The sequence below is a fragment of the Bacteroides sp. f07 genome (assembly GCF_042854785.1).
Lineage (GTDB): Bacteria > Bacteroidota > Bacteroidia > Bacteroidales > Bacteroidaceae > Bacteroides.
The window spans coordinates 128,236-151,000 of the sequence record NZ_BAABXI010000002.1 but is presented as its reverse complement, the minus strand read 5'-3'; the positions used below and the strand labels follow the sequence as shown (position 1 = coordinate 151,000).

Annotated in this window: 32 protein-coding genes; 20 read left to right on the top strand and 12 right to left on the bottom strand. The window is 51.7% G+C overall.

The annotated features are described in order from the left end of the window. Positions 1 to 31: 31 nt before the first annotated feature. Genes mobC through mobA form a run of 3 tightly spaced genes read right to left on the bottom strand, consistent with a single transcriptional unit; the run spans position 32 to position 3,731 of the window. A complete protein-coding gene (gene mobC / locus ACGHVY_RS15770; RefSeq protein ID WP_390599797.1) occupies positions 32 to 2,041 on the bottom strand; it encodes a conjugal transfer protein MobC in 2,010 nt (669 codons plus the stop codon). A gap of 32 nt (positions 2,042 to 2,073) precedes the next feature. Beyond that, a complete protein-coding gene (gene mobB / locus ACGHVY_RS15765; protein WP_390599796.1) occupies positions 2,074 to 3,324 on the bottom strand; it encodes a conjugal transfer protein MobB in 1,251 nt (416 codons plus the stop codon). Further along, positions 3,303 to 3,731 (bottom strand): conjugal transfer protein MobA, encoded by a 429-nt coding sequence (gene mobA / locus ACGHVY_RS15760; protein ID WP_390599795.1) that lies wholly within the window; start codon positions 3,729 to 3,731, stop codon positions 3,303 to 3,305. Before mobA ends, mobB begins: the two co-directional genes overlap by 22 nt. Before the next feature lie 173 nt (positions 3,732 to 3,904). On the opposite strand from mobA, the gene ACGHVY_RS15755 reads away from it, so the two are divergent. The 20 genes from ACGHVY_RS15755 to ACGHVY_RS15660 all read left to right on the top strand — a co-directional run bounded on the left by ACGHVY_RS15755 (position 3,905) and on the right by ACGHVY_RS15660 (position 18,801). After that, positions 3,905 to 4,126: a hypothetical protein gene (locus ACGHVY_RS15755; RefSeq protein WP_390599794.1), complete on the top strand. Its 222-nt coding sequence runs from the start codon at positions 3,905 to 3,907 to the stop codon at positions 4,124 to 4,126. A gap of 25 nt (positions 4,127 to 4,151) precedes the next feature. Further along, positions 4,152 to 5,201 carry a ParA family protein gene (locus ACGHVY_RS15750; protein WP_390599793.1) on the top strand — a complete coding sequence of 350 codons (1,050 nt, stop codon included), beginning with the start codon at positions 4,152 to 4,154 and terminating at the stop codon, positions 5,199 to 5,201. A gap of 2 nt (positions 5,202 to 5,203) precedes the next feature. Beyond that, on the top strand, positions 5,204 to 5,644 hold the full coding sequence (locus tag ACGHVY_RS15745; protein ID WP_390599792.1) for a DUF3408 domain-containing protein: 441 nt from the start codon (positions 5,204 to 5,206) through the stop codon (positions 5,642 to 5,644). 8 nt (positions 5,645 to 5,652) lie between these two features. Then, complete coding sequence (locus ACGHVY_RS15740; protein ID WP_038608074.1) at positions 5,653 to 6,006, top strand: DUF3408 domain-containing protein; 354 nt, start codon at positions 5,653 to 5,655, stop codon at positions 6,004 to 6,006. 19 nt (positions 6,007 to 6,025) lie between these two features. Further along, positions 6,026 to 6,754 (top strand): conjugal transfer protein TraD, encoded by a 729-nt coding sequence (locus ACGHVY_RS15735; RefSeq protein ID WP_390599791.1) that lies wholly within the window; start codon positions 6,026 to 6,028, stop codon positions 6,752 to 6,754. A gap of 205 nt (positions 6,755 to 6,959) precedes the next feature. Beyond that, positions 6,960 to 7,271, top strand: coding sequence for a DUF4134 domain-containing protein (locus ACGHVY_RS15730; RefSeq protein WP_005850490.1), 312 nt, complete (start codon positions 6,960 to 6,962; stop codon positions 7,269 to 7,271). A gap of 10 nt (positions 7,272 to 7,281) precedes the next feature. Beyond that, positions 7,282 to 7,614 carry a DUF4133 domain-containing protein gene (locus ACGHVY_RS15725; RefSeq protein WP_390599790.1) on the top strand — a complete coding sequence of 111 codons (333 nt, stop codon included), beginning with the start codon at positions 7,282 to 7,284 and terminating at the stop codon, positions 7,612 to 7,614. Beyond that, complete coding sequence (locus ACGHVY_RS15720) at positions 7,611 to 10,118, top strand: TraG family conjugative transposon ATPase (protein ID WP_390599789.1); 2,508 nt, start codon at positions 7,611 to 7,613, stop codon at positions 10,116 to 10,118. Before ACGHVY_RS15725 ends, ACGHVY_RS15720 begins: the two co-directional genes overlap by 4 nt. A 33-nt stretch (positions 10,119 to 10,151) precedes the next feature. After that, entirely contained in the window at positions 10,152 to 10,535 is a 384-nt protein-coding gene (locus ACGHVY_RS15715; protein WP_390599788.1) for a DUF3876 domain-containing protein, read from the top strand. A 26-nt stretch (positions 10,536 to 10,561) separates the two neighbouring features. Further along, positions 10,562 to 11,191 (top strand): DUF4141 domain-containing protein, encoded by a 630-nt coding sequence (locus tag ACGHVY_RS15710; protein WP_390599787.1) that lies wholly within the window; start codon positions 10,562 to 10,564, stop codon positions 11,189 to 11,191. 3 nt (positions 11,192 to 11,194) lie between these two features. Beyond that, positions 11,195 to 12,199, top strand: a complete 1,005-nt coding sequence (traJ, locus tag ACGHVY_RS15705) for a conjugative transposon protein TraJ (RefSeq protein ID WP_390599786.1) — start codon at positions 11,195 to 11,197, stop codon at positions 12,197 to 12,199. 31 nt (positions 12,200 to 12,230) lie between these two features. Next, on the top strand, positions 12,231 to 12,854 hold the full coding sequence (gene traK / locus ACGHVY_RS15700) for a conjugative transposon protein TraK (protein WP_390599785.1): 624 nt from the start codon (positions 12,231 to 12,233) through the stop codon (positions 12,852 to 12,854). Between the two features lie 5 nt (positions 12,855 to 12,859). Next, positions 12,860 to 13,168, top strand: a complete 309-nt coding sequence (locus ACGHVY_RS15695) for a TraL conjugative transposon family protein (RefSeq protein WP_149963359.1) — start codon at positions 12,860 to 12,862, stop codon at positions 13,166 to 13,168. Further along, positions 13,149 to 14,498, top strand: a complete 1,350-nt coding sequence (traM, locus tag ACGHVY_RS15690; RefSeq protein WP_390599784.1) for a conjugative transposon protein TraM — start codon at positions 13,149 to 13,151, stop codon at positions 14,496 to 14,498. The genes ACGHVY_RS15695 and traM overlap by 20 nt, the downstream gene beginning before the upstream one ends. A gap of 53 nt (positions 14,499 to 14,551) precedes the next feature. Beyond that, positions 14,552 to 15,538, top strand: coding sequence for a conjugative transposon protein TraN (traN, locus tag ACGHVY_RS15685; protein WP_390599783.1), 987 nt, complete (start codon positions 14,552 to 14,554; stop codon positions 15,536 to 15,538). A 10-nt stretch (positions 15,539 to 15,548) separates the two neighbouring features. Beyond that, a complete protein-coding gene (locus ACGHVY_RS15680; protein WP_390599782.1) occupies positions 15,549 to 16,124 on the top strand; it encodes a conjugal transfer protein TraO in 576 nt (191 codons plus the stop codon). 8 nt (positions 16,125 to 16,132) lie between these two features. After that, positions 16,133 to 17,005, top strand: a complete 873-nt coding sequence (locus ACGHVY_RS15675; protein ID WP_390599781.1) for a toprim domain-containing protein — start codon at positions 16,133 to 16,135, stop codon at positions 17,003 to 17,005. Between the two features lie 18 nt (positions 17,006 to 17,023). Then, on the top strand, positions 17,024 to 17,530 hold the full coding sequence (locus tag ACGHVY_RS15670) for a DUF3872 domain-containing protein (RefSeq protein ID WP_390599780.1): 507 nt from the start codon (positions 17,024 to 17,026) through the stop codon (positions 17,528 to 17,530). Beyond that, complete coding sequence (locus ACGHVY_RS15665; protein ID WP_390599779.1) at positions 17,527 to 18,054, top strand: glycoside hydrolase family protein; 528 nt, start codon at positions 17,527 to 17,529, stop codon at positions 18,052 to 18,054. Before ACGHVY_RS15670 ends, ACGHVY_RS15665 begins: the two co-directional genes overlap by 4 nt. A gap of 99 nt (positions 18,055 to 18,153) precedes the next feature. Then, positions 18,154 to 18,801 (top strand): hypothetical protein, encoded by a 648-nt coding sequence (locus ACGHVY_RS15660; RefSeq protein WP_390599778.1) that lies wholly within the window; start codon positions 18,154 to 18,156, stop codon positions 18,799 to 18,801. A 92-nt stretch (positions 18,802 to 18,893) separates the two neighbouring features. On the opposite strand, the gene ACGHVY_RS15655 is transcribed toward ACGHVY_RS15660, so the two are convergent. From ACGHVY_RS15655 to ACGHVY_RS15615, 9 genes are read right to left on the bottom strand one after another with little or no spacing between them, the layout of a single operon-like run. Beyond that, positions 18,894 to 19,202, bottom strand: coding sequence for a hypothetical protein (locus ACGHVY_RS15655; protein WP_008645916.1), 309 nt, complete (start codon positions 19,200 to 19,202; stop codon positions 18,894 to 18,896). A 53-nt stretch (positions 19,203 to 19,255) separates the two neighbouring features. Next, positions 19,256 to 19,561, bottom strand: coding sequence for a DUF6956 domain-containing protein (locus ACGHVY_RS15650; protein WP_390599777.1), 306 nt, complete (start codon positions 19,559 to 19,561; stop codon positions 19,256 to 19,258). After that, positions 19,501 to 19,731, bottom strand: coding sequence for a DUF3873 domain-containing protein (locus tag ACGHVY_RS15645; protein WP_390599776.1), 231 nt, complete (start codon positions 19,729 to 19,731; stop codon positions 19,501 to 19,503). The genes ACGHVY_RS15650 and ACGHVY_RS15645 overlap by 61 nt, the downstream gene beginning before the upstream one ends. 19 nt (positions 19,732 to 19,750) lie before the next feature. Beyond that, positions 19,751 to 20,008, bottom strand: a complete 258-nt coding sequence (locus ACGHVY_RS15640) for a hypothetical protein (protein WP_390599775.1) — start codon at positions 20,006 to 20,008, stop codon at positions 19,751 to 19,753. A 24-nt stretch (positions 20,009 to 20,032) separates the two neighbouring features. Beyond that, positions 20,033 to 21,316, bottom strand: a complete 1,284-nt coding sequence (locus tag ACGHVY_RS15635) for a PcfJ domain-containing protein (protein WP_390599774.1) — start codon at positions 21,314 to 21,316, stop codon at positions 20,033 to 20,035. 2 nt (positions 21,317 to 21,318) lie between these two features. After that, a complete protein-coding gene (locus ACGHVY_RS15630) occupies positions 21,319 to 21,741 on the bottom strand; it encodes a PcfK-like family protein (protein WP_390599773.1) in 423 nt (140 codons plus the stop codon). A gap of 12 nt (positions 21,742 to 21,753) precedes the next feature. Next, positions 21,754 to 21,975 carry a hypothetical protein gene (locus ACGHVY_RS15625; RefSeq protein WP_390599772.1) on the bottom strand — a complete coding sequence of 74 codons (222 nt, stop codon included), beginning with the start codon at positions 21,973 to 21,975 and terminating at the stop codon, positions 21,754 to 21,756. A gap of 12 nt (positions 21,976 to 21,987) precedes the next feature. Then, on the bottom strand, positions 21,988 to 22,203 hold the full coding sequence (locus ACGHVY_RS15620) for a hypothetical protein (RefSeq protein ID WP_390599771.1): 216 nt from the start codon (positions 22,201 to 22,203) through the stop codon (positions 21,988 to 21,990). A gap of 7 nt (positions 22,204 to 22,210) precedes the next feature. Continuing rightward, on the bottom strand, positions 22,211 to 22,546 hold the full coding sequence (locus tag ACGHVY_RS15615; RefSeq protein WP_390599770.1) for a molybdenum ABC transporter ATP-binding protein: 336 nt from the start codon (positions 22,544 to 22,546) through the stop codon (positions 22,211 to 22,213). Positions 22,547 to 22,765: the final 219 nt, after the last annotated feature.

Here is a 22,765-nt window from a genome sequence, read left to right as displayed (position 1 = left end):
ATTTTGAGATTAACCACCCTTATTTAATAGCTTATTTCTGCTGCAACAGATGTTTCAGGTTTTCATCATTGGCAATCCGTTCCAGTTCCTCCTGAACAATCTGCTTGACTTCCTCCTTGATTCGCCTGTAATTCTCCTGCACCGTTTCCTTCATGCGGTCGTTGCCGTTTTCGTCCGTGAAGTCGGTAATGACGGGTATCTTCTTGTAGGCTTTTTCCTCGCGCTTCACCTTCTCGGCATCCACGACAATCTCACAGTGAAAAATCTTCTGCTCGATGCGCTCGTTGAAGTTGTCGGACACCGAGCCGACAAACATTCCCTGCGTCAAGCCGGAAATCTTGCTGGGCGGGATAAGCGCGTCCATTTGCGTATTGATGGAGGTGGAAACGTCCTGCCGATTGATGGAAATGGACTGCCGTTTTTGCAACACCTTTCCGAAGCGTTCGGATAGCGTCTTGGCGGTTTCACCCACCACCTGCCCGGAGAAGATATTGCCGACGGTGTTCATCACGACTTTGGCTTCCTTATCGCCATAGTCGCGCACCAACTGGCTGAAATCCTGAAAGCCCAGACACACGGCAACCTTATTGCTTCGTGCGGTGGCGATAAGATTATCCAGCCCCTTGAAATATATCGTCGGTAGTTCATCTATAATGACCGACGACTTCAGCATCCCCTTCTTGTTAATGAGCTTTACGATACGGGAGTTATACAAACCGAGAGCCGCACCATAAATATTCTGACGGTCGGGATTATTACCCACGCACAAGATTTTCGGCTCTTCGGGATTGTTGATATCCAACGTAAACTCGCTGTCCGACATTACCCAATAGAGTTGCGGGGAAATCATGCGCGAGAGCGGAATTTTTGCACTTGCTATCTGCCCTTGAAGCTGCTCAGCCGCCCCACCGAGCCAAGCATCCATGAATGGTGATAGGTAGTTTTCAAGTTCGGGATATGAAGAAAGAATCGGGAAAATATCCTCGTAGCGGCGATTCAGGAACTCAATAGCATGGGGAAACGTGCAATACTTACCTCCCTTATAGATTTTGAGATACCATATAATGCTGGCGAACAAGATGATAGGTGATTCCACGAAAAAGTCGCCCTGCTTCTGCACCCACGTTTTATTAAGATTGAGCATAATCGTGTACGCACTCTCATAAGCGTCCGTAATATCCTCCATGAAGTCCGGGTGGATGGGATTGCAACGGTGCGAGCGTCGCGGGTCGTCGAAGTTTATCACATAAAACTTCGGCTTCACCTTGTAGCCCTCCGGGTGGTTCAGCAGATGATTGTAGGCTATCGTGGACAAGTCGCTGAATTTGAAGTCGTACACATACATCGAAAAGCCCTTTTCAATCTGCTGCTTGATAAAATTATTTACCACTGCGTATGATTTTCCGCTGCCCGGCGTACCCAACACGATGGAAGCTCTAAAAGGATTCACGACATTTATCCAGCCGTTGTTCCAACGCTTCTTGTAGTAGAACCGTGTCGGCAGATTGACCGAATACTCGCTTTCGATAAGCCGCGTTTCCTGCATGAAGCTCTCGTTCTCGTTGTTGAACACGTCATCCATGAGGTTGTGCTTCAACAAGCGGCTCATCCACAGACCGCCCATCAGCAGACAGACATAACCTGCGCCAACGGTCAGGATATACAGTCCCGTCACCGCCTCTATCGGTAGCGGCAAAGCCAGTATCCACCAGTTGAGGAAGAACAGCACGAAGCCAACGGCAAGAGCCGTCCAGATTCGTCCCCAAGTGATTTTCTCACCTTTCACGCCCTTTGTCCCCAGACAGGACAGGGCAAGCAGGAGAACGGCAAACAGTTTAGTGTACAGGATGGAACGGAACAGCCCCGCCGTGCGGTTGAAGTTCATCAGGATTCTGTCCACCACGCCGATGTCCACTCCCCAAATCCGGATGGCTTCATAGCAGAACCAGTACACGTTCATGACCACTAAAATAATACTCACGGCACGCAGAAAATCCATGATTTTCGCCAATGCCCTCAAATCGTCTTCTTGTTGTGACATACATTGATTTTTTTGATTGTTGATACTCCTGATTACATTCCCAAGCCCTTGCGCTTCTTCTTTTTCTTCTTGCGCTGCATCGCTCGGATGAAGGCTTCTTCTTCGGCATCCACTGCCGGACCTTCAGGGGCAAACAGGTTCATGCCACCGGAATGGCTTTCGTATTCCCCTCCGGAATATCCTTGCCTGTTTTCCGGTTCCTCCACCGGAACGGAAAGCGGAATCGGCGGCTGTCCGGCGTAAGGCAACGTGAAGTGTTCCTGCAAGGCATTCGCGGAAAGCTCCTTGCCCATGCGTGAGCCGTTCAACACGCAGCCCGTGCGGTGGTCGATAAACGTGGCTCCATAGATGCGCCCTTCCTCCGTGTAGCGCAGTACGGTGTCGATGCCCTTCCCTTTGAGCGCGGCTACAAATTTCTCCTTGTCATACGTACCTTCCAGTACGGAAAGGACGGTGCGTTTCGTAATGTCAGCAAGTTTCCTGTCCTTAATCTCCTGCTTGGAACGGGCAAACTTCTTCTGCACAGCTTCATAGCCGACGGACTTCCCGAACAGCGAGGACTTGAAAGGATTGCCGACCTTGTTACCCTTATCGTCCGTGACGGAATAGACCAGCCCATGATACTCGCGTCCGCGCACATTGCCATGCGCTTCCTCCACCGTCATATTATATAAGGAAAGGAGTGCGCGGTATTCGCCCATCGTCTGGAAGCGGTACTGCCCGCTGATAGCCTTGACGATATTTCCCGCCTGCTTCTTCACGTCGCCCGCAGAGGCGTTCACCTTGTGCAGCGGCGTGTCAAGACGGCTGTTCTTGCGTTCTGCCGGACGCAAACCGTACTTCTGTTCCAGCTCCCTGCGGATACGGTCACTGCGGCGGTAGAGGAAATCCCGATTGAGCCGTTTTCCGTTCTCGTCCACGTTGACCGTCACGATATGCAGGTGGTGTCGGTCAATGTCCTCATGCTTGAAAACAAGGTAAGGCTGGTTCCCGAAACCGAGTTTTTCCAGATACTCACGGGCTATATCCTGCAATTCCGTATCAGTCAGCACATCCTCCGGATGCGGATTGAGCGAGATATGTACCACCGGTTTCTCCACTTTCATCTGTGGTGGCATGAATGTGATAAAACCCTCCATCGCCTTGCTGATGTCCACCTTTCCCGAACCGTCATTGTAGATGCGGTTGGTGGTGAGCAACCGCCCTCGCGCCTCGTTGATCTTTTCCCCGTTGTAGGCAAGTGCGCCGTACAACGAATTTCCTACACTGATTTTTGCGACCATTTCGCCTCCATTTCTCTTGAAAGTTCCACAATCACACGGCTCAGTTTCACGAGTTCGACGGTCTGCTGCTCCAGCTTGTAGAGCAACGCCATTGCCTTTTTTTCGGAAAAATGCACCCTCAATTCCTTCACGACTTGGTTGTAGTTCGTGCCTATCGCGCGGAACTGTGCGTGAAAATCGGACAGTTTGGTGTAATAATCCACCAGCGTCTTGTCCACTTTCAGCACTTTGAACGGCTGTCCGAAGAAGTGCGCTTTCAGGAAAACCGACTTGGCGTAAACGCCTGACTTCTCGAACATGGAGAGGAAACGGTTGTGTTCCTCCTCGTTGAAACGGACGGTGTAACGGAACACCGCCGGATCAAGTTTGGGATTTCTCCCGGTCTTGTTCTTTCTTTTTTCACTCATATTACTTTGGATTTAGCGGATTGACGGCATAAGCCGCCGCTTCAAGGCACAGACACCGTAGGTTTGAAAGGATTTCCGACTTCGGAGGGAATCCCGCCCCCTGCAAGGGCAAGTGCTTTTCGTGGCTGCTCAAAATATTTTGAGCGGCTGAAAAGACATCTTGCTATGTTCAGGTGAACATAAAAATCCGTCGGGGACGGATTGGGGGAATGCCTTTCAAACTCCGGGCTGCGCCACCTGCGGCGAACCCTTCCGTTCGGGTACAAAGTTACGCCCTTAAAGCGGTATCGGACAGAGGTTTGAACCGGACAATCAGTGCCAACCGGCGCAACAAGCCGCCACTTGTCCGGGAAGTGATACAGGTTCAAAAATATCCTTGTTTATTTGCAGCATGATTCAAGAAACGAACGATTTGAAGATATGGAAAAAGGAACTTTCAAATACCCGGCAAACCGCTTCGGCGGATATTTGCCAAACCGAATATCCGAACCGTCGGATACCCGGTTTTCCAATGACGCAGTGATTCACGGATTCAATGACTTCATGACGCAGTGCCGTCATTCACCGGTTATCCGAATCACGGATTCACCATTGAAGCGGATACGTGACGGACCAATCTGTCAGAGCCTCACGGACTTCGATATGTATGTCACCGCTTCCGTACAGGAACACGAGAATAATTCATCAACCATTAAAACCAATAGAACCATGAGTAATGAAATCTTCGTTGCATTCGCAACACAAAAGGGAGGCATCGGCAAATCTACCGTCACGGCTCTTGCCGCCAGCTATCTCCACAACGTGCAAGGTCACAATGTCGCTGTCATAGACTGCGATGCCCCGCAGCACAGCATTCACGGACTGCGCGAACGTGAAACGAAACTTATCGACGAGAGCCTCTATTTCAAGGCACTCGCGTGTGACCACTTCCGCAAGATCAGGAAGAACGCCTATCCGGTCATTGCAAGCGATGCCCTCAATGCCCTTGACGATGCCGAAAGGATGCTTGCCGAAGAAGAAGTGAAACCGGACATCGTATTCTTCGATATGCCGGGAACGCTGAAAAGCAACGGCGTGGTAAAGACCCTCTCACAGATGGACTACATCTTCGCGCCCATGAGTGCCGACCGCTTCGTCGTGGAAAGCACCCTGCAATTCGCCGTGATGTTCCGTGACAACCTCATGACGACGGGACAGGCAAAAACAAAAGGGCTGTACCTGTTCTGGACGATGGTGGACGGCAGGGAGAAGAACGGGCTGTACGACCTGTATGAAGATGTGATTGCCGAAATGGGGCTGTCGGTGTTGTCCACCCGCCTGCCCGACAGCAAGAAGTTCCGGCGCGACCTCTCGGAAGAGCGCAAGAGCGTATTCCGCTCTACCATCTTCCCGATGGACGCATCCCTGCTGAAAGGGAGCGGCATCCGTGAGTTCTCGGAAGAGATCAGCCGTATCATCAAACCTCAATGAGCATGGGCAGCAGGAAAGTGAACACCGAAGGCATCGACGAGGAACTGTTGATAGCCTCCATCGGCAGACGCAAGCAGGACGGGACCCTGTACCGCGCGCAGGAGCCGTCCGTGCCTGTCCCCGAAGAAGAGAGCGTCCCGGAAACGGAACCACCGCCCACGGCATCCCCGTCAAGGGAGAAGGTGCAGAAAGACAGCGGACGCCGCAAACGGCAGGAGGACGACTATTCCGGTCTGTTCCTTCGCCGCAACGAGATAAAGACACGCCAGTGCGTCTATATCAGCCGGGACGTACACAGCAAGATTCTTAAAATCGTGAACGACATCGCCGGACGGGAAATCTCGGTAGGCGGCTACGTGGACACCGTGCTGCGCCAACATCTGGAACAGCACAAGGAGAAAATAAACGAACTGTACAAGAAACAACGTGAAGACTTAATTTGAATATGGATATGAATCAGGAAAAGAACCAGAAAAACAGAAGTCCGCACCATGACGGCGGAGGTATGCTTGCCCAAGTGCAGGCGAGTGTGGAAATCCTGTCGCCCGTGCCGGTAAGCGGCAAATGCGGCGAAAAGGACTATGAACGGCTTTTCATCCGTGAACCCGAAGTAAAGGCACGCGAGGGGAAGATGGCATACGTGCGCCCGGAGTATCACGACCGCATCATGCGCATTACCCGCGTGATCGGGCATGACAGGCTGTCACTGTCCGCCTACATCGACCATGTGCTTACACACCATTTCAACCAGTGCGAAGAGGCGATAAAGAGCCTTTATGCCCGGAATTACGACGCAGTATTCTAACCCTTAAAAGAGAACGCGCATGAATGGAACAATAAGCATGACTGACATTCTGCTGGCCGTATCGGTCGGCTGCAACCTGTGGTCCCTGTTCCTGCTGCTTTACGACCGCATCATGGAAACGAGATTCGTCCGCTTCCTTAAAGGCATTGCCGGGCTATGGCGATCATTGGGCGGCATGGAGGTGAAGCAGGAACCGGTACGGGAGACACCTCCCGCAGAAACATCGGACATCATCGGCAAGAGCCGTTTCAAGATGGCATCAACCCGGACAACCGCTGCCATACCGGCGCAAGAAGCCGCCACTTCGGAAAAAGGCATTGAGCTGTCGGAGGAAGAGGCTACTTTTGACGACGTAACCACGGAAACCGTGTCCCACCCGGCACAAGTTCCGGAGGAAAAACTCGACGAAACCTTCACGAGTATCCCGCCTTCGGAACTGGAGTTCGGGGAGGATGAACCGGAGGACGGAACGCCCGACACACCGAGAGCTACGGGAAGCAGTTTTGACGAGATAGACGATGCGGTCAGGGCTGCCAAGAACCCAGAAGCGACAACAGCTGAACGGGAACGTGCGGCAAAGGTCTTCTCCGACATGGAAGGGACGGAACTGTACGAGAAAATGATGGCAGGCTCAACGGAACTGAGCATCCGCATCAAGGGGCTTATCGAAGTCCGGCTCAGGAAACCGAAAAAGGAATTTACCATACCCGACAATATTGACGAGTTCAATATCCGGGACTATGTATAACGACTAAAAAAAGAATGGAAATGAAAACGTAAGACGGCATCACACCATGCGCACGGCAGTACAAGGTACAGCCAACCCGCAACGGACACGCCCAAGTCCGTAAAAACAAACGGGGCAATCCACTAAACCAAAGTAAAGTAACCAAGTATCAACCGCCCGACAAAGGACTATCCACCCTTTGGACGGCACAAAACAAGAACAGTTTATGAACAAGAACATCAGACAAAAGTTCATCCTCTCCGCGGCACTTATGATCGCCGCAACCGCCTCCGCATTTGCTCAGGGAAACGGCATCGCGGGCATCAACGAAGCCACCTCTATGGTGAGTTCGTATTTCGACCCCGGCACGAAACTTATCTATGCCATCGGCGCGGTGGTCGGTCTTATCGGAGGCGTGAAAGTTTATGGCAAGTTTTCGTCCGGCGACCCGGACACAAGCAAGACCGCCGCTTCGTGGTTCGGGGCTTGCATCTTCTTGATTGTCGCCGCCACTATCCTGCGTTCATTCTTCCTTTAATACACAATCTATGGCTGAATACCCGATAAACAAGGGTATCGGTCGTCCGGTCGAGTTCAAGGGTTTGAAGGCTCAGTACCTCTTCATCTTCTGCGGAGGTCTGCTGGCTCTCTTCGTCCTGTTCGTCATCCTCTACATGGTCGGCATAGACCAGTGGGTATGTATCGGCTTCGGCGCGGCATCGTCTTCCATTCTCGTATGGCAGACCTTCGCGCTGAACGCCCGGTACGGCGAACACGGGCTGATGAAATTGGGAGCGGCAAGGAGCCATCCACGATACCTTATCAACCGGCGGCGGATCACCCGATTGTTCAAACGGCAACGAAAGGAAGAAACGACATGAGAAATACATCCAAAATGACGACACTGGAAAACAAGTTCCCGCTGCTGGCGGTGGAGCATGGCTGCATCATCTCCAAAGACGCCGACATCACGGTGGCTTTCGAGGTGGAGTTGCCGGAGCTTTACACCGTGACGGGCGCGGAGTACGAGGCGATACACGGCTGCTGGTGCAAGGCTATCAAAGTGCTGCCGGACTTCTGCATCGTGCATAAGCAGGACTGGTTCATCAAGGAATGCTATCAGCCGGAGCTTCACAAGGACGGCATGAGTTTTTTGAGCCGTTCCTTTGAACGCCACTTCAACGAGCGTCCCTACCTGAAACATTCCTGCTACCTCTACCTGACCAAGACGACGAAGGAGCGTAACCGGATGCAGAGCAACTTCAGCACGCTGTGCCGGGGGCATATTATCCCGAAGGAGCTGGACAGGGAAACCGCCGGGAAGTTCATGGAGGCCGCCGAACAGTTCGAGCGCATCATGAACGACAGCGGCTTTGTCAGGCTGCGCCGCCTCTCCACCGACGAAATTGTCGGGACGGAGAAGTCCGCCGGACTGATAGAGCGTTACTTCTCGCTCATGCCCGAAGGGAATGCGACCTTGCAGGACATCGACCTCTCGGCAAAGGAAATGCGCATCGGCGACAACCGTCTGTGCCTGTACACCCTCTCCGATGCGGAGGATATGCCCGGAAAGGTGGCGACCGACATCCGCTACGAGAAACTCTCCACGGATCGAAGCGATTGCCGCCTCTCCTTCGCCTCCCCCGTGGGGCTGCTGCTCTCCTGCAACCACATCTACAACCAGTATGTGATTATCGACAACAGTGAGGAAAATTTGCAGAAGTTCGAGAAGTCCGCAAGGAATATGCAGTCGCTATCCCGATATAGCCGGAGCAACAGCATCAACCGCGAATGGATAGACCAGTACCTGAACGAAGCCCATTCCTACGGGCTGACCTCGGTACGGGCGCACTTCAACGTCATGGCATGGAGTGACGACCTGGAAGAGTTGAAGCATATCAAGAACGACGTGGGCAGCCAACTGGCGAGCATGGAGTGCGTGCCGCGCCACAACACCATCGACTGCCCGACGCTCTACTGGGCAGCGATGCCCGGTAATGCGGCGGACTTCCCGGCGGAAGAGAGCTTCCATACGTTCATCGAGCAGGCGGTATGCCTGTTCACGGAGGAAACCAACTACCGCAGTTCGCTCTCGCCCTTCGGCATCAAGATGGTGGACAGGCTTACGGGAAAACCGTTGCACCTCGACATCAGCGACCTGCCGATGAAGCGGGGTATCACGACCAACCGCAACAAGTTCGTATTAGGTCCTTCGGGCAGCGGCAAATCCTTCTTTATGAACCACCTCGTGAGGCAATACTACGAGCAGGGTACGCACGTGGTACTGGTGGACACGGGAAACTCCTATCAGGGCTTGTGCGAGATGATCCGACGCAAGACAAACGGGGCGGACGGCGTGTATTTTACATACACGGAGGAAAAACCGATTTCGTTCAACCCGTTCTACACCGATGATTACGTGTTTGACGTGGAGAAGAAGGACAGTATCAAGACGCTGCTGCTGACGCTCTGGAAGTCGGAGGACGACAAAGTGACGAAGACGGAGAGCGGCGAACTGGGCAGTGCGGTGAACGCCTACATCGAGCGTATCAGGGCTGACCGGAACATCGTACCCTCGTTCAACACCTTTTATGAATATATGCGTGATGACTACCGCCGCGAACTGGCGGAGCGTGAGATAAAGGTGGAGAAGTCCGACTTCAACATTGATAATATGCTCACCACCATGCGGCAGTATTACCGGGGCGGACGCTACGACTTCCTACTCAACTCCACAGAGAACATCGACCTGCTCGGCAAGCGGTTCATCGTCTTCGAGATTGACAGCATTAAGGAAAACCGCGAGCTTTTTCCGGTCGTAACCATCATCATCATGGAAGCCTTCATCAACAAGATGCGCCGTCTGAAAGGCGTGCGCAAACAGCTGATAGTGGAAGAGGCTTGGAAGGCTCTCTCTTCGGCGAACATGGCTGAGTACCTGCGCTATATGTACAAGACCGTGCGCAAGTATTACGGGGAGGCAATCGTGGTAACGCAGGAGGTGGACGACATCATTTCCTCGCCCGTGGTCAAGGAGAGCATCATCAACAACTCCGACTGCAAGATACTTCTCGACCAACGAAAGTACATGAACAAGTTTGACGCCATACAGTCCCTTTTAGGTCTGACGGAAAAGGAGAAGTCGCAGATACTCTCCATCAACATGGCGAACAACCCGTCAAGGCTCTACAAAGAAGTTTGGATCGGGCTGGGTGGCACGCAGTCGGCGGTCTATGCCACAGAGGTTAGCGCGGAGGAGTATCTGGCGTACACCACAGAGGAAACGGAGAAGGTGGAGGTGTACCTTTTGGCGGAGCAGCTGGGCGGTGACATCGAAGCCGCCATCCGACAGCTTGCCGAAAGACGGAGAAAAAAGGATAAATAAAAACAGATTCATCAACTAAAAAAGAAAATGCGTATGAGTATATCAAGAACAAAAATGCTGCAAGTCAGCAAATGTTTAATCGGGCTGGCAGTCATGGTACTACAATCCTGTGATGTAGCGGACAACCGCCGCGACCTGCTTTGCGGGAACTGGGAGAGCGTTGAGGGAAAGCCCGATGTGCTTATCTACAAGGAGGGCGAAGCCTATAAGGTGACGGTGTTCAAGCGGAGCGGCATCCGCCGCAGATTGAAGCCGGAAACCTATCTCTTGCAGGAAGAAAACGGCAACCTGTTCATGAACACCGGCTTCCGCATCGACGTGTCCTACAACGAAGCGACGGACATACTGACCCTCTCGCCGAACGGGGACTACGTGCGTGTGAAACCGAAACCGGATCATCCGATAAGCGAGCAATAACGATAACCACTAAAATCCAAAGTAACATGAGAACAAGAATAACACTTATTATCTGCCTGTGCCTGTTTGCAGTCGGCAGGGCAAGCGCACAGTGGGCGGTGATAGACCCGTCCAACATCGCGCAGAGTATCGTGAACACCTCCAAGAACGTGGTACACACTTCCACAACCGCCCAAAATATGATAAAAAATTTTCAAGAGACGGTGAAGATTTACGAGCAGGGCAAGAAGTATTACGACGCACTCAAATCCGTGAACAATCTGGTAAAGGACGCCCGGAAGGTGCAGCAGACCATCCTGATGGTGGGTGACATCACCGACACTTATGTGACCAGCTTCCAGAGAATGATGCGTGACGACAACTTCACGGTGGAGGAACTGGGAGCCATCGCCTTCGGCTACACCAAGCTATTGGAAGAATCCAACGATGTGCTGACGGAACTGAGGAACGTGGTGAACATCACCACGCTCTCCATGACGGACAAGGAGCGCATGGATGTGGTGGAACGCTGCTACTCCAAGATGAAGCGTTACCGCAACCTCGTGAACTACTACACCAACAAGAATATCAGCGTGAGCTACCTGCGGGCAAAGAAGAAGAACGACCTCGACCGCATCATGGGGCTGTACGGGAACATGAACGAAAGATACTGGTAGCCTATGAATTTCGACAACCTTCACCAGATTCTGCGCTCGCTCTACGAGCAGATGATGCCGCTGTGCGGGGACATGGCGGGTGTGGCGAAAGGCATCGCCGGACTGGGCGCGCTGTTCTACGTCGCCTACCGGGTATGGCAGTCGCTGGCGAGAGCCGAACCGATAGACGTGTTCCCCATGCTGCGCCCGTTTGCGATAGGCTTGTGCATCATGTTCTTCCCGACGGTGGTATTAGGCACGATAAACAGTGTCATGTCGCCCGTCGTGCAGGGTACGGCAAAGATGCTGGAGGCGGAAACGCTGGACATGAACCAGTACCGCGAGCAGAAGGACAGGCTGGAATACGAAGCGATGATGCGCAATCCCGAAACCGCCTACCTCGTGTCAAACGAGGAGTTTGACAAACAGTTGGAGGAACTGGGCTGGTCGCCCGGTGACATGGTGACGATGGCGGGGATGTATATCGAGCGCGGGATGTACAACATGAAGAAGGGCATCCGCGACTTCTTCCGCGAGATACTGGAACTGATGTTCCAAGCCGCCACCCTCGTGATAGACACCATCCGCACCTTTTTTCTCGTGGTGCTGGCGATACTCGGTCCGATAGCCTTCGCCATATCGGTGTGGGACGGCTTCCAAAGCACGCTCACACAGTGGATATGCCGCTACATACAGGTCTATCTGTGGTTGCCCGTGTCGGATATGTTCAGCACCATACTGGCGAAGATACAGGTACTGATGCTCCAAAGTGACATCGAACGGATGCAGGCTGACCCGAACTTCTCACTGGATTCGAGCGACGGTGTGTATATCGTCTTCATGATCATAGGAATCATAGGCTACTTCACCGTCCCCACGGTGGCAGGCTGGATTATCCAAGCCGGCGGCATGGGAAGCTACGGTCGCAACGTGAACCAGATGGCGGGACGAGCCGGAAGCATGGCGGGCAGCGTGGCAGGTGCAGCCGCAGGCAACATGGTCGGACGTGCCGGGAAGCTGCTGAAATAATCAACTGACAATTAAAAACGAATAAACAACAATGGAATTTAAGTCACTTAAAAACATCGAATCATCGTTCAGGCAGATACGCCTGTTCGGTATCGTCTTCCTCTCGTTGTGCGCCGTGATAACGATATGGAGCGTGTGGAGTTCCTACCGCTTCGCGGAGCGGCAACGGGAAAAGATCTACGTGCTGGACAACGGCAAGTCGCTGATGCTGGCTCTCTCGCAGGACTTGTCGCAGAACCGTCCGGCGGAGGCAAGGGAACACGTGCGTCGCTTCCACGAGCTGTTCTTCACGCTCTCGCCCGAAAAGAGCGCGATAGAGCATAACGTGAAACGCGCCCTGCTATTAGCGGACAAAAGTGTGTACAACTACTATTCGGACTTCGCCGAAAAAGGATACTACAACCGCATCATCGCCGGGAACATCAATCAAGTGCTGAAGGTGGACAGCGTGGTGTGCGACTTCAACGGCTATCCCTACCGTGCCGTGACCTACGCCACGCAGAAAATCATCAGGCAAAGCAACGTCACCGAGCGCAGCCTCGTTACCACGTGCCGCCTCTTGAACTCGTCCCGTTCAGACGACAATCCCAACGGTTTCACCATCGAGGGATTCACCATTATCGAGAACAAGGATTTACAAACCATCAAAAGGTAACGGACATGAAGAAAATCAGGAAATCATTTTGGCGTGCGTACTGGAAGCTCCACGACAAAAAGAAAATGCTGGTGGCAAGGCTCAAAGGCTATCTGGACGGTTTGCCCCCGAAGACACGCAAACGCATCGTGCTGGCGATGCTCGCCGCCTTCGCGGTGCTTGCCCTCTACACCTTCGGCAAAGCCGTCTATGACATCGGCAGGAATGACGGCAGCCGGATAGTAACAGACCATGCCGGACAGGTGGAACTGTCCGTGAAGCCGGACAACAATCACAATGTAATACCTTATTTATATGGAACAGACGAAGAATGAACCAAAAAACGAAAACAAGGTGGCTCCCGACAACGGGAAACCTAAGAAGGAGCGCAAGCCGCTGACCGAAGCCCAAAGGCTGAAACGTCAGAAAATGATAGTGCTGCCCGCTATGGTGCTGGTATTCATCGGGGCAATGTGGCTGATATTCGCCCCGTCTTCCGACAAGGAGCAGCAACCGGGGACAGGAGGTTACAACATCGAGATGCCTGACGCTGACAAGGCGAACCGCCAGATCATCGGCGACAAGGCGAAAGCCTACGAGCAGGGGGCAATGGAGGAACGGCAGGAGAATCGCAGCCGCGCCATGCAGGAACTGGGCGATATGTTCGAGCGCGAGGTGGCGGAAACGGACAGCGGCAGGGACTTCGACCTTGCCAATCCCGGAGGCACGGAAGAGAACGTGAAGTCCGCCCCGAAGACCATCCAATCCTCCGCAGCTGCCTACCGCGACCTCAATACCACGCTTGGCAACTTCTATGAGCAGCCGAAGAACGACAACGCGGAAATGGACGAACTGTTGGAGCGCATCGCCTCGCTGGAATCGGAATTGGAGAGCGAGAAAGGCAAGGCGTCCGCTATGGATGACCAAGTGGCATTCATGGAGAAGTCCTACGAACTGGCGGCGAAGTACATGGGCGGACAGAACGGCACACAGCCACCTGTCGGACAGGCGGCAGAACCTTACCCTGTGCAGAAAGCCGGAAAACACACGGCTGCACCTGTCAGGCAGGTGACGCATCAGGTGGTATCCTCGCTCTCACAGCCGATGAGTAACGCCGAGTTTGTCGCCTCCTTCTCGCAAGAGCGTAACCGCAGTTTCAATACGGCGGTGGGGGTCACGACCGTATCGGACAAAAACACCATTTCGGCGTGCATCTATGGGGCGCAGAGTGTGACGGACGGGCAAGCTGTCAAACTCCGGCTGCTGGAGCCAATGGCGGTGGCGGACAAAATTATCCCCCGTAATGCGGTGGTGGTAGGCACGGCAAAGATTCAGGGCGAACGGCTCGATATTGAAATTACTTCGCTGGAGTACGCAGGTACGATCATACCGGTGGAACTGGCGGTGTATGACACGGATGGACAGCCCGGCATCTTCATTCCGAACTCTATGGAAATGAATGCAGTCAGGGAGGTTGCCGCCAACATGGGCGGCTCGCTGGGCAGCAGCATCAATATCTCCACCAACGCAGGGGCGCAGCTCGCCTCCGACTTGGGCAAGGGGCTGATACAAGGCACGAGCCAGTATATCGCCAAGAAGATGCGTACCGTCAAGGTGCATCTGAAAGCTGGGTACAAGGTCATGCTCTATCAGGACAGGAATTGAAACAGAAAAAGTAACAACAATCCAATTTTTATTTACCACTAAAATCCAAAGTAATGAGAAAAGTAATCATCATGTTTGCCCTCGCTATGGGCATCGCAACTGCCAACGCGCAGGAGAACGTAACCGTTGGAGAGAACAACGGAAGTGAACAACCGACCTTGATAAAGGAGGTCTATCCGCAGAAGGAGGCGGACGGCGACCTGTATTACGGGCTGACAAAGAAGCTGACCTTCGACCGCATGGTTCCCCCGCACGGCTTGGAAGTGACCTACGACAAGACCGTCCACGTCATTTTCCCCTCGGAGGTGCGCTACGTCGATTTAGGCTCGCCCGACCTGATTGCGGGCAAAGCCGACGGAGCGGAGAACGTCATTCGCGTGAAAGCGACCGTGAGGAACTTCCCGAACGAGACCAATATGTCCGTGATAACGGAGGACGGGAGTTTCTATACTTTCAACGTGAAATATGCCACTGAACCGCTGCTTCTCAACGTGGAAATGTGCGACTTCATCCATGACGGCGAGAAGGTGAACCGCCCGAACAACGCGCAAGAAATCTATCTGAAGGAACTGGGCAGCGAAAGTCCGATGCTGGTGCGCCTTATCATGAAGTCCATCCACAAGCAGAACAAGCGCGAGGTGAAGCATATCGGCTGCAAGCGATTCGGCATCCAGTACCTGTTGAAAGGCATCTACACGCACAACGGATTGCTCTATTTCCACACAGAGATAAAGAACCAGAGCAACGTGCCTTTTGATGTGGACTACATCACATGGAAAATCGTGGACAAGAAAGTGGCGAAGCGTACCGCAGTGCAGGAGCAGATCATCCTGCCGCTCCGTGCGCAGAATTACGCCACACTCGTGCCGGGCAAGAAGAGCGAACGCACGGTGTTCACGATGGCGAAGTTCACCATCCCCGACGACAAGTGCCTCGTGGTGGAACTCAACGAGAAGAACGGAGGTCGCCACCAGTCTTTCGTGATTGAGAACGAGGACTTGGTACGTGCCAATACCATCAATGAGCTGTCTGTTAAATAAGTTGCTGACCATGAGAAAGTACATCGCAATAATCATCGCGTCGCTTGCCCTGTTCACGGGGCAGGCGTACGCCCAGCGATGCCTGCCGAAGATGCAGGGCATCGAGGTCAGGGCGAACATGGCGGACGGCTTCCATCCCGGCGGCAACGACGGCGGGTACAGTTTCGGGGCGGCTCTTTCCACCTACACGAAAAAGGGGAACAAATGGGTATTCGGAGGCGAATACCTGTTGAAGAACAACCCTTACAAGGACAGGAAGATACCCGTGGCGCAGTTCACGGCGGAGGGCGGCTACTACTTCAAGATACTTTCCGATGCCCGTAAAATCGTGTTCGTCTATGCAGGTGCTTCAGCTCTTGCCGGATATGAATCGGTGAACTGGGGCGAAAAGGTGCTGCATGACGGCTCTACGCTGCATGACCGGGACGCCTTCATCTACGGCGGTGCGCTGACGCTCGATGTGGAGTTTTACGTGGCTGACCGGATCGCACTGCTCGCCAACCTCCGGGAACGTTGCCTGTGGGGTGGCGACACGAGGAAGTTTCATACACAGTGGGGCGTGGGCATAAAGTTCATCATTAACTGACGCGCCGCATGGAACGGACGGAAATCGACGCCATGAGGCAAATACCCCTTGCGGACTTCCTCGCACGACTGGGACATGAGCCTGTCCGAAGAAGCGGCAACGAATTGTGGTATCGTGCGCCATACCGCAATGAGCGCACGCCATCTTTCCGCGTAAACGTGGCGAAACAACTCTGGTACGACTTCGGTACGGGCAAGGGCGGCGACATATTCACGCTTGCCGGGGAGTTTCTCGGAAGCGGCGACTTCATGGAACAAGTGAAATTCATAGCGGGAACCGCCAATATGCCTGTCCCCGAAGTGAGTAAACCGACTTTCCAGCCTAAACAGTCCGAACCGGTCTTTGAGAGAGTGGAAGCCGTCCCGCTGCTTCACTCCCCACTGACGGACTATCTGGCGGAACGGGGCATTCCCTACGCTGTCGCATCACGTTACTGCTACCGTCTGAATTATGGCGTGCGTGGCAAGCGGTATTTCGCCGTCGGTTTCCCGAACGTGGCAGGCGGATATGAAATCCGCAGCCGCTTCTTCAAAGGATGCGTGCCACCGAAGGATGTGACGCTGGTCAAGGCGGAAGGTTCTCCGGCTGACGTGTGCACCATATTTGAAGGATTCACAGACTTCCTTTCCGCTGCCACGCTCGGATTGGAAACGGGCGACTGCCTTGTGCTGAACTCAGTTTCCAACGTAGAAAAGGCAATGAGGTATCTGGCCGGCTACGGACGCATAGACTGTTATCTCGACCGTGACGAAGCCGGACACCGCACGTTGGGAACGCTGAAAGAATATTATGGGGAACGTGTCTGCGACCGTTCCGCCCTCTATGACGGTTGCAAGGACTTGAACGAGTATCTGCAACTGACAACGAAAAAAGAACAATAACTTAAAAATCAAAGGACAATGAACATACTGAACAACAAGAACAAGAGAATATCAATCTTCAAGGCGTTGGCACTATGCCTGTTCGCCGCCGTGTCGCTCACGCTCGTATCGTGTGACGACGACATGGACATCCAGCAATCCTATCCCTTCACGGTGGAAACGATGCCCGTGCCTAACAAGGTGACGAAGGGACAGACGGTGGAAATCCGCTGTGAGCTGAAAAAGACGGGCGATTACGCCAATACCCTCTATACCATCCGGTATTTCCAGTTCGAGGGGGAAGGCACGCTGAAAATGGACAACGGCATCACGTTCCTGCCCAACGACCGTTACCTGCTCGAAAACGAGAAGTTCCGGCTGTATTACACGGCAGAGGGTGACGAGGCGCACAACTTCATCGTGGTGGTGGAGGACAATTTCAGCAACTCCTACGAGCTGGAATTTGACTTCAACAACCGTAGCGTGAAGGATGACGGGGTTATTTCTGTTGTCCCCATCGGTAACTTCAAACCTCTCACACGATGATGCGTGTATTCATGGCTATCCTCTGTTCGCTTCTGGCGGTCTGTTCCGTGTCCGCACGGGACAGCTGCCATGAGGGAACGGACAGGCAGGCGGCTATCTACCGGCTGCCACCATTTGAGAGGGCGGTGCGATGCACGAAGTATTTTGAAGGCTGGCACTCAGAAAAACATTACCCGTATGTGGGATATGGGCATAAGTTGTTACCAGGTGAAAGATATTCGGCACGCACCATGACGAAGCGGCAGGCGGACGCGCTTCTGCGGAAAGACCTACGGAAATTCTGTGCGATGTTCCGACAGTTCGGGAAGGATTCACTTCTGCTTGCCACGCTCGCCTACAATGTCGGTCCATATCGACTTTTGGGTAGCGGAAAGATTCCCAAAAGCACGCTGATCCGAAAGTTGGAGGCGGGCGACAGGAACATCTATCGGGAGTATATCGCTTTCTGCAACTACAAGGGGAAACGGCACGCCATGCTGTTCAAACGGAGAAAGGCGGAGTTTGCACTACTGTATATCCTGTAATAGATTTCAATGGCATTTAAGTTCTGGTTATTCTAAGAACTTAAATGCCATTGTTTCAAATAAAACAATTACCTTTGTCGTTAGTAATTTAGAGATAAAATGAAAGATATTCAATATTTCTTATCGGAAGAAGAAAAGTATTTAGCATCCTCACAAGCTGAGCCGGAATTAGTTTGGAATGAGGAACTTGAAGAATTTGGCTTTTCATATGACCCTTTGAGTTTCTTGGGTAAAAAACCTTTTCAGAGTTTTCAACACAACAACATTGACAAGGAAAATCGCTATGGACTAACCGATGTGGAAAAAATGATATTAACCTGTTTTCTTGGTAATATATCGTATGCATTTAGAGATGATAATTATTATGGAGAAGTGCCTGATATTATTCACGAAATGCAAATTATACTAAACAGTATAATAAACAAAGCACCTAAGTTTAACGGAAATATATTATATCGTTTTACTAAAACTGGAGATAAAACAAATTTTGAAGTAGGTGATATATACCAACCTTCCCATAGCCTTACGACAACAACCGAAGATTGGAAACAAAACAGAAGTGATGTTTATGTTATAAAAACTCTTCCTGAAAATGAAACGCAAGCACATTGTCTATACATGATTTATAATCATGGTCAGGAAACGCAAGTCAATTTTTTGAGAGGAACTTCATTTGAAATAACCGATATAGAGCCAATAGAAGGTAGTGAATACAAACGAATTTATATGTCAGAAATTAGGCAATAACATCGTAGATTAGGACAAAGGTTTCTTTGCTACTTTCTTTGTCCGCCATCATGCTCACTGAAAGAAAGTAGGCGGCTTTCGCCGCCCATCGTTCAAAAACGGGTGTAAAGCCCCGTCACCATCGTGAACATTTCCTCCAGCATATCGCAATATATCCCTTCGTGCGTTTCTATGTCTTTCGTCTTGCACTCGAATGTCTTTTTGCTGAACGTCCTGCGGTAGAAGCGCATATTGTAGAGGTCTGCCCCTGCATCATAGATGATGTCAAGGCGGTTGGCACTCGTCTTATTCCTCGCAAGGCTCATGCGTAAGCCGTTGCCCATGTCTATGAAGTCTTTGCTTCCCGTCATGGTGGCAAAGCGTCTGCCACCTATCTGCTCCAAAATTGTCTTCGCTATCATATGCGTTGTATTTTAGGCGTTATGTTGTGGCGGTGCGGACACCGCCACAACGTTCAAAATTCAGTTTTCTCGGCTATGGGTGTGCATCTTTCCAGCCACTCTTTCAGACACTCCATGTTATACTCGCTCGTTATGACTGCCGTATGGCTGTCAATGGCAGTAAACCTGCTACTTTCATAGTTGTCTATCCACCCCTTTAGGGTATCAACTCCCCATGCTTCGGCATCATCAAACATTCCGTCCAATGCCTTGATTGGCTCGCTGAACTTGACTATCAGCGTTTGGTAGGCAACTTCGTTCATCGCTTGTCCTCCTTTCTTTCCTTTGCCGTCAGCCACTTCTCCCGTGCGGCTCGGCACTCGTCTAACGTGGGTTTCACACAAGAGAACAATTCCCCGTCCGTGTGGCGGTAGTCGTATTGCATAAGTGTCCGCTTACGTCTGCCGATACCCGTTTGGAACTTCTCGTATTTCTCTGTCCCTGCTTGCGTGCAGGTGCTTACTCCGTTGATGGTCATCCGTGTACTCATAATCGTTATTTTTAGATGGTTAGAAATGTACTGACAAAACTCTGTTCTGCATCACCATTTCGGGATTGCTTGTGTAGCGTTGGTGCAGGTAGAAATGGTGTGAGCCGAAGCCGTAAAGGAAGAACTTGTCAAGTTCGTGCTTCGCGGAAAAGTCTTTTACACTCGCCCTTAACTGCTCCTCACTCTGACAAAAAGTGAGGAGGTTCATAAATTCAAGGAACATCGTGGGAATTTTATCGTCCCACAAGCAAACCATGCTTTCAATTCTTACTTCCATGTTATTCTGTATTATAGGTTGATATTATGCTGCGTTCATCCGCTGACGGATAAGTTCGGTATTGTTCTCCACAAGTCGGATAATGCGGTCGTGGTACTCGGTATTGGAATTGCATACCCCTCTGCTCTGTACCACTTTCAGCGTTTTCAGTGACACTTCTATCGTTTCAATCCGTTTGCCGTCAATGGTGGCGGATAGGATAAGGGAGTTTGCCTTGTTGTGATAACCGCCCACACAATGGTGCATCATCCGTCCTTCCTCCGCCATTTCCTCCACGCTTTCTATGACCTTAATACAGATAAGGCTGTCGGAGAACACAAGTCCGAAGAAGATGCCTTTGGCTTTCAGATAGTTCTTCTCGTCCTCAATCGCCTTTTGCCGTTGCTGTTCCGTCCGCTCACGCTCCCTTTGTCGGTTACGCTTTGCCACCAACTTGTCGTGTTCGGCTTTGAGGTCGGCAGGGCAGACGTACTTCGGGCTGTTCGTGTCCTTGCCGAAATGCCGCAGGAGGTCTATGGTGTCGCACCACATGGAGCCGTCCGAAATGGTATAGCCGTTGCGGATACAAATCTTGACGGATGCCCAATACCGTTCCATGTCAAAGGAACTGCGGATATAGTGGTGTAACATGGGATATTGCCCTGCCTTCAAGAGTGTTTCGGCTCGGCTGTCGGAAAGGATAGCCGTGAAAAGGTCATACGGCAGTATGCTGTGATACTCCCCGTTGAATCCGTTGCGTTTCAGTTCGGGGATGAAACGCTGTCGGGGATAGGTACACATAGGTGCTATATCGTATGCGTGAAGTCTGTTGTTCTTGCGTACCTCCATGTCGCTGTATTCCGACCAGTGGTCGTAATACAACATTGACATACCACGCAGTCGGGCAACGGTGGTGGTTGTGCCTTCGGGTGAAATCCACCTCTGCACCACTTCATAAATGGAATACTCGGCTGCTTGCCCTGCCTTGTATCGGGACTTGACGAAGAAGAACCGTATTACTTGGTACTGCTTGCTGGTCGTGACAATGGAGAAGTATTCATTCTCGCTGAAAACACTCTTTCGGGTACGCAACGCTTCCAACGGCATACCGCAATGGGGGCAGGTGCATCCGCAAATGGTGTCCGCAAGGTCGTGTTCACTCTTCCACAAATGCCCGCACTCGGTGCAGATGTTCGTGCCGTCCGCCCTCTTGATGGCGTAATGCTTGAAGCAATGGCGGAAAGCGTATGCCCTTTGCGTGGCGGTCAATCTCGGTAGTCGCTTGCTCAGATGTGCGACTTCCTGTTGTATGCGTGTTCTCGGTTTCATAATCAGAAATTGAATAGGTTGGGTTGTTCTACTTCTTGGGTGGTCGCTTTGTTGGAGGTTCTCGGCTTGTGGCGGTTCTGCAACTTGCGGAGTTCTTCCTCTTGGTATCTTCGCACTGCGTCCTGCCGTGCCTTTGCCTTTTCCTCCGCTGTGAGTTCCACCACATGGTTCACGGCTATCTGACACTGGATAGGCTTGCCCACCTCTATCTCGTTCTCGTCATAGTAGTGAACGGCTTGTCCGTATATCTCCCCATCCGTGAAGCCGTTGCAACCGCTTTTCTGCACATAGTTCAGAATGTAGGTCACACAATCGTCTATATTCTTGGCAGGGTTGCGGTAGTTCTTCGCAAAGAGCGCATCTTCCGCCGCACGTTGCTCCAAATACATCTGTATCGTTCTTTTGAAATGGTCTGTCGTTTTCATATCGCTGTCGCTTTAGATTGTCTGTTTCAGTATCCCTCTCCAATATGTCGGCTCAACCTCGCTCAAAAGGAAGTCTGTAAAGTCCTTCCGTGCGTCCTTGTTCAGTTCGTGGTAGAGTTCACGAAACACGGATATATTGCCGTTGATGTATGTTTCCACCATGTACTCGAAGATGTTGTCCACCTCATAGTATCTGCATTGTTGCTCTACTGTCTTGCTTCTTATCTTTGCCATGTCGTTTAAGGATTAAAGGGTGAATAACCAAAGGATGAAGCCGAAAAAGGCGATTGTGGAAAGGATAGCCACGATTACGCCTATCGCCACTCGGAACAATCCGTTTATAATCTCTCTGACGATGCCCCAAAGGATGCCGAACACCCAAAAGGCGGTGCGCATGATTAAGCCGCATATCGCAAACCCCATGTATTGCGCCATTTGTCTGAAATCTGCCGTTGCTGTCATAGCCGTATCATTTGTTAAGTTCCACGATGCTGTCTATCCTGCCGTGAAGGAAACTACGGAGTGCGGTCTTGTCGGTAGCCTTGTATTCCGCCCAATATCCGTACTGCTTCACTATGTAGGTTCGGAGAATGTCGGAGAAGTCAAACTTCCAGCCTTGCAAGGGTACTGCGCCCTTGAAATAGGTGTTGCTGTTCACGTTGCGTGTAAGCCAATCCTTTTCCTCTCGGCTCAATTTCTCTCCATTGTTCAGTTTGGTGCGAAGTCCGTACACCTTGCTCCTTTGCAGGTTCTCCAAACTTGGTACTTCCCATGTCACGAATTTTGTTGCTATTGCTGTTCTCATATCCGTTTTGTTTTTGATTTTTTGTTTTTTAATGCGGATTCAAGAGCTGAGGGAGTTGAGTTTCAAACTATCTTATCTGCCTCTCGTTTATCCGACATTTTTTTTAATGCGTCTTTCTGTCGCATCGGTCGTTTTCGTTTCGGGTGCTTAAAAAGGTAGGGATTAGGGAATGCAAGGTTTTTCGGGAAAAATACTACCCAAAGGGCTGGAGATTTTTCC

Excerpts from the sequence above, each read along its gene's own strand:
- mobC (WP_390599797.1), bottom strand. The coding sequence starts at position 2,041 with ATGTCACAACAAGAAGACGATTTGAGGGCATTGGCGAAAATCATGGAT.
- mobB (WP_390599796.1), bottom strand. The coding sequence starts at position 3,324 with ATGGTCGCAAAAATCAGTGTAGGAAATTCGTTGTACGGCGCACTTGCC.
- mobA (WP_390599795.1), bottom strand. The coding sequence starts at position 3,731 with ATGAGTGAAAAAAGAAAGAACAAGACCGGGAGAAATCCCAAACTTGAT.
- ACGHVY_RS15750 (WP_390599793.1), top strand. The coding sequence starts at position 4,152 with ATGGAAAAAGGAACTTTCAAATACCCGGCAAACCGCTTCGGCGGATAT.
- ACGHVY_RS15745 (WP_390599792.1), top strand. The coding sequence starts at position 5,204 with ATGGGCAGCAGGAAAGTGAACACCGAAGGCATCGACGAGGAACTGTTG.
- ACGHVY_RS15740 (WP_038608074.1), top strand. The coding sequence starts at position 5,653 with ATGAATCAGGAAAAGAACCAGAAAAACAGAAGTCCGCACCATGACGGC.
- ACGHVY_RS15735 (WP_390599791.1), top strand. The coding sequence starts at position 6,026 with ATGAATGGAACAATAAGCATGACTGACATTCTGCTGGCCGTATCGGTC.
- ACGHVY_RS15730 (WP_005850490.1), top strand. The coding sequence starts at position 6,960 with ATGAACAAGAACATCAGACAAAAGTTCATCCTCTCCGCGGCACTTATG.
- ACGHVY_RS15725 (WP_390599790.1), top strand. The coding sequence starts at position 7,282 with ATGGCTGAATACCCGATAAACAAGGGTATCGGTCGTCCGGTCGAGTTC.
- ACGHVY_RS15720 (WP_390599789.1), top strand. The coding sequence starts at position 7,611 with ATGAGAAATACATCCAAAATGACGACACTGGAAAACAAGTTCCCGCTG.
- ACGHVY_RS15715 (WP_390599788.1), top strand. The coding sequence starts at position 10,152 with ATGAGTATATCAAGAACAAAAATGCTGCAAGTCAGCAAATGTTTAATC.
- ACGHVY_RS15710 (WP_390599787.1), top strand. The coding sequence starts at position 10,562 with ATGAGAACAAGAATAACACTTATTATCTGCCTGTGCCTGTTTGCAGTC.
- traJ (WP_390599786.1), top strand. The coding sequence starts at position 11,195 with ATGAATTTCGACAACCTTCACCAGATTCTGCGCTCGCTCTACGAGCAG.
- traK (WP_390599785.1), top strand. The coding sequence starts at position 12,231 with ATGGAATTTAAGTCACTTAAAAACATCGAATCATCGTTCAGGCAGATA.
- ACGHVY_RS15695 (WP_149963359.1), top strand. The coding sequence starts at position 12,860 with ATGAAGAAAATCAGGAAATCATTTTGGCGTGCGTACTGGAAGCTCCAC.
- traM (WP_390599784.1), top strand. The coding sequence starts at position 13,149 with ATGGAACAGACGAAGAATGAACCAAAAAACGAAAACAAGGTGGCTCCC.
- traN (WP_390599783.1), top strand. The coding sequence starts at position 14,552 with ATGAGAAAAGTAATCATCATGTTTGCCCTCGCTATGGGCATCGCAACT.
- ACGHVY_RS15680 (WP_390599782.1), top strand. The coding sequence starts at position 15,549 with ATGAGAAAGTACATCGCAATAATCATCGCGTCGCTTGCCCTGTTCACG.
- ACGHVY_RS15675 (WP_390599781.1), top strand. The coding sequence starts at position 16,133 with ATGGAACGGACGGAAATCGACGCCATGAGGCAAATACCCCTTGCGGAC.
- ACGHVY_RS15670 (WP_390599780.1), top strand. The coding sequence starts at position 17,024 with ATGAACATACTGAACAACAAGAACAAGAGAATATCAATCTTCAAGGCG.
- ACGHVY_RS15665 (WP_390599779.1), top strand. The coding sequence starts at position 17,527 with ATGATGCGTGTATTCATGGCTATCCTCTGTTCGCTTCTGGCGGTCTGT.
- ACGHVY_RS15660 (WP_390599778.1), top strand. The coding sequence starts at position 18,154 with ATGAAAGATATTCAATATTTCTTATCGGAAGAAGAAAAGTATTTAGCA.
- ACGHVY_RS15655 (WP_008645916.1), bottom strand. The coding sequence starts at position 19,202 with ATGATAGCGAAGACAATTTTGGAGCAGATAGGTGGCAGACGCTTTGCC.
- ACGHVY_RS15645 (WP_390599776.1), bottom strand. The coding sequence starts at position 19,731 with ATGAGTACACGGATGACCATCAACGGAGTAAGCACCTGCACGCAAGCA.
- ACGHVY_RS15640 (WP_390599775.1), bottom strand. The coding sequence starts at position 20,008 with ATGGAAGTAAGAATTGAAAGCATGGTTTGCTTGTGGGACGATAAAATT.
- ACGHVY_RS15635 (WP_390599774.1), bottom strand. The coding sequence starts at position 21,316 with ATGAAACCGAGAACACGCATACAACAGGAAGTCGCACATCTGAGCAAG.
- ACGHVY_RS15630 (WP_390599773.1), bottom strand. The coding sequence starts at position 21,741 with ATGAAAACGACAGACCATTTCAAAAGAACGATACAGATGTATTTGGAG.
- ACGHVY_RS15625 (WP_390599772.1), bottom strand. The coding sequence starts at position 21,975 with ATGGCAAAGATAAGAAGCAAGACAGTAGAGCAACAATGCAGATACTAT.
- ACGHVY_RS15620 (WP_390599771.1), bottom strand. The coding sequence starts at position 22,203 with ATGACAGCAACGGCAGATTTCAGACAAATGGCGCAATACATGGGGTTT.
- ACGHVY_RS15615 (WP_390599770.1), bottom strand. The coding sequence starts at position 22,546 with ATGAGAACAGCAATAGCAACAAAATTCGTGACATGGGAAGTACCAAGT.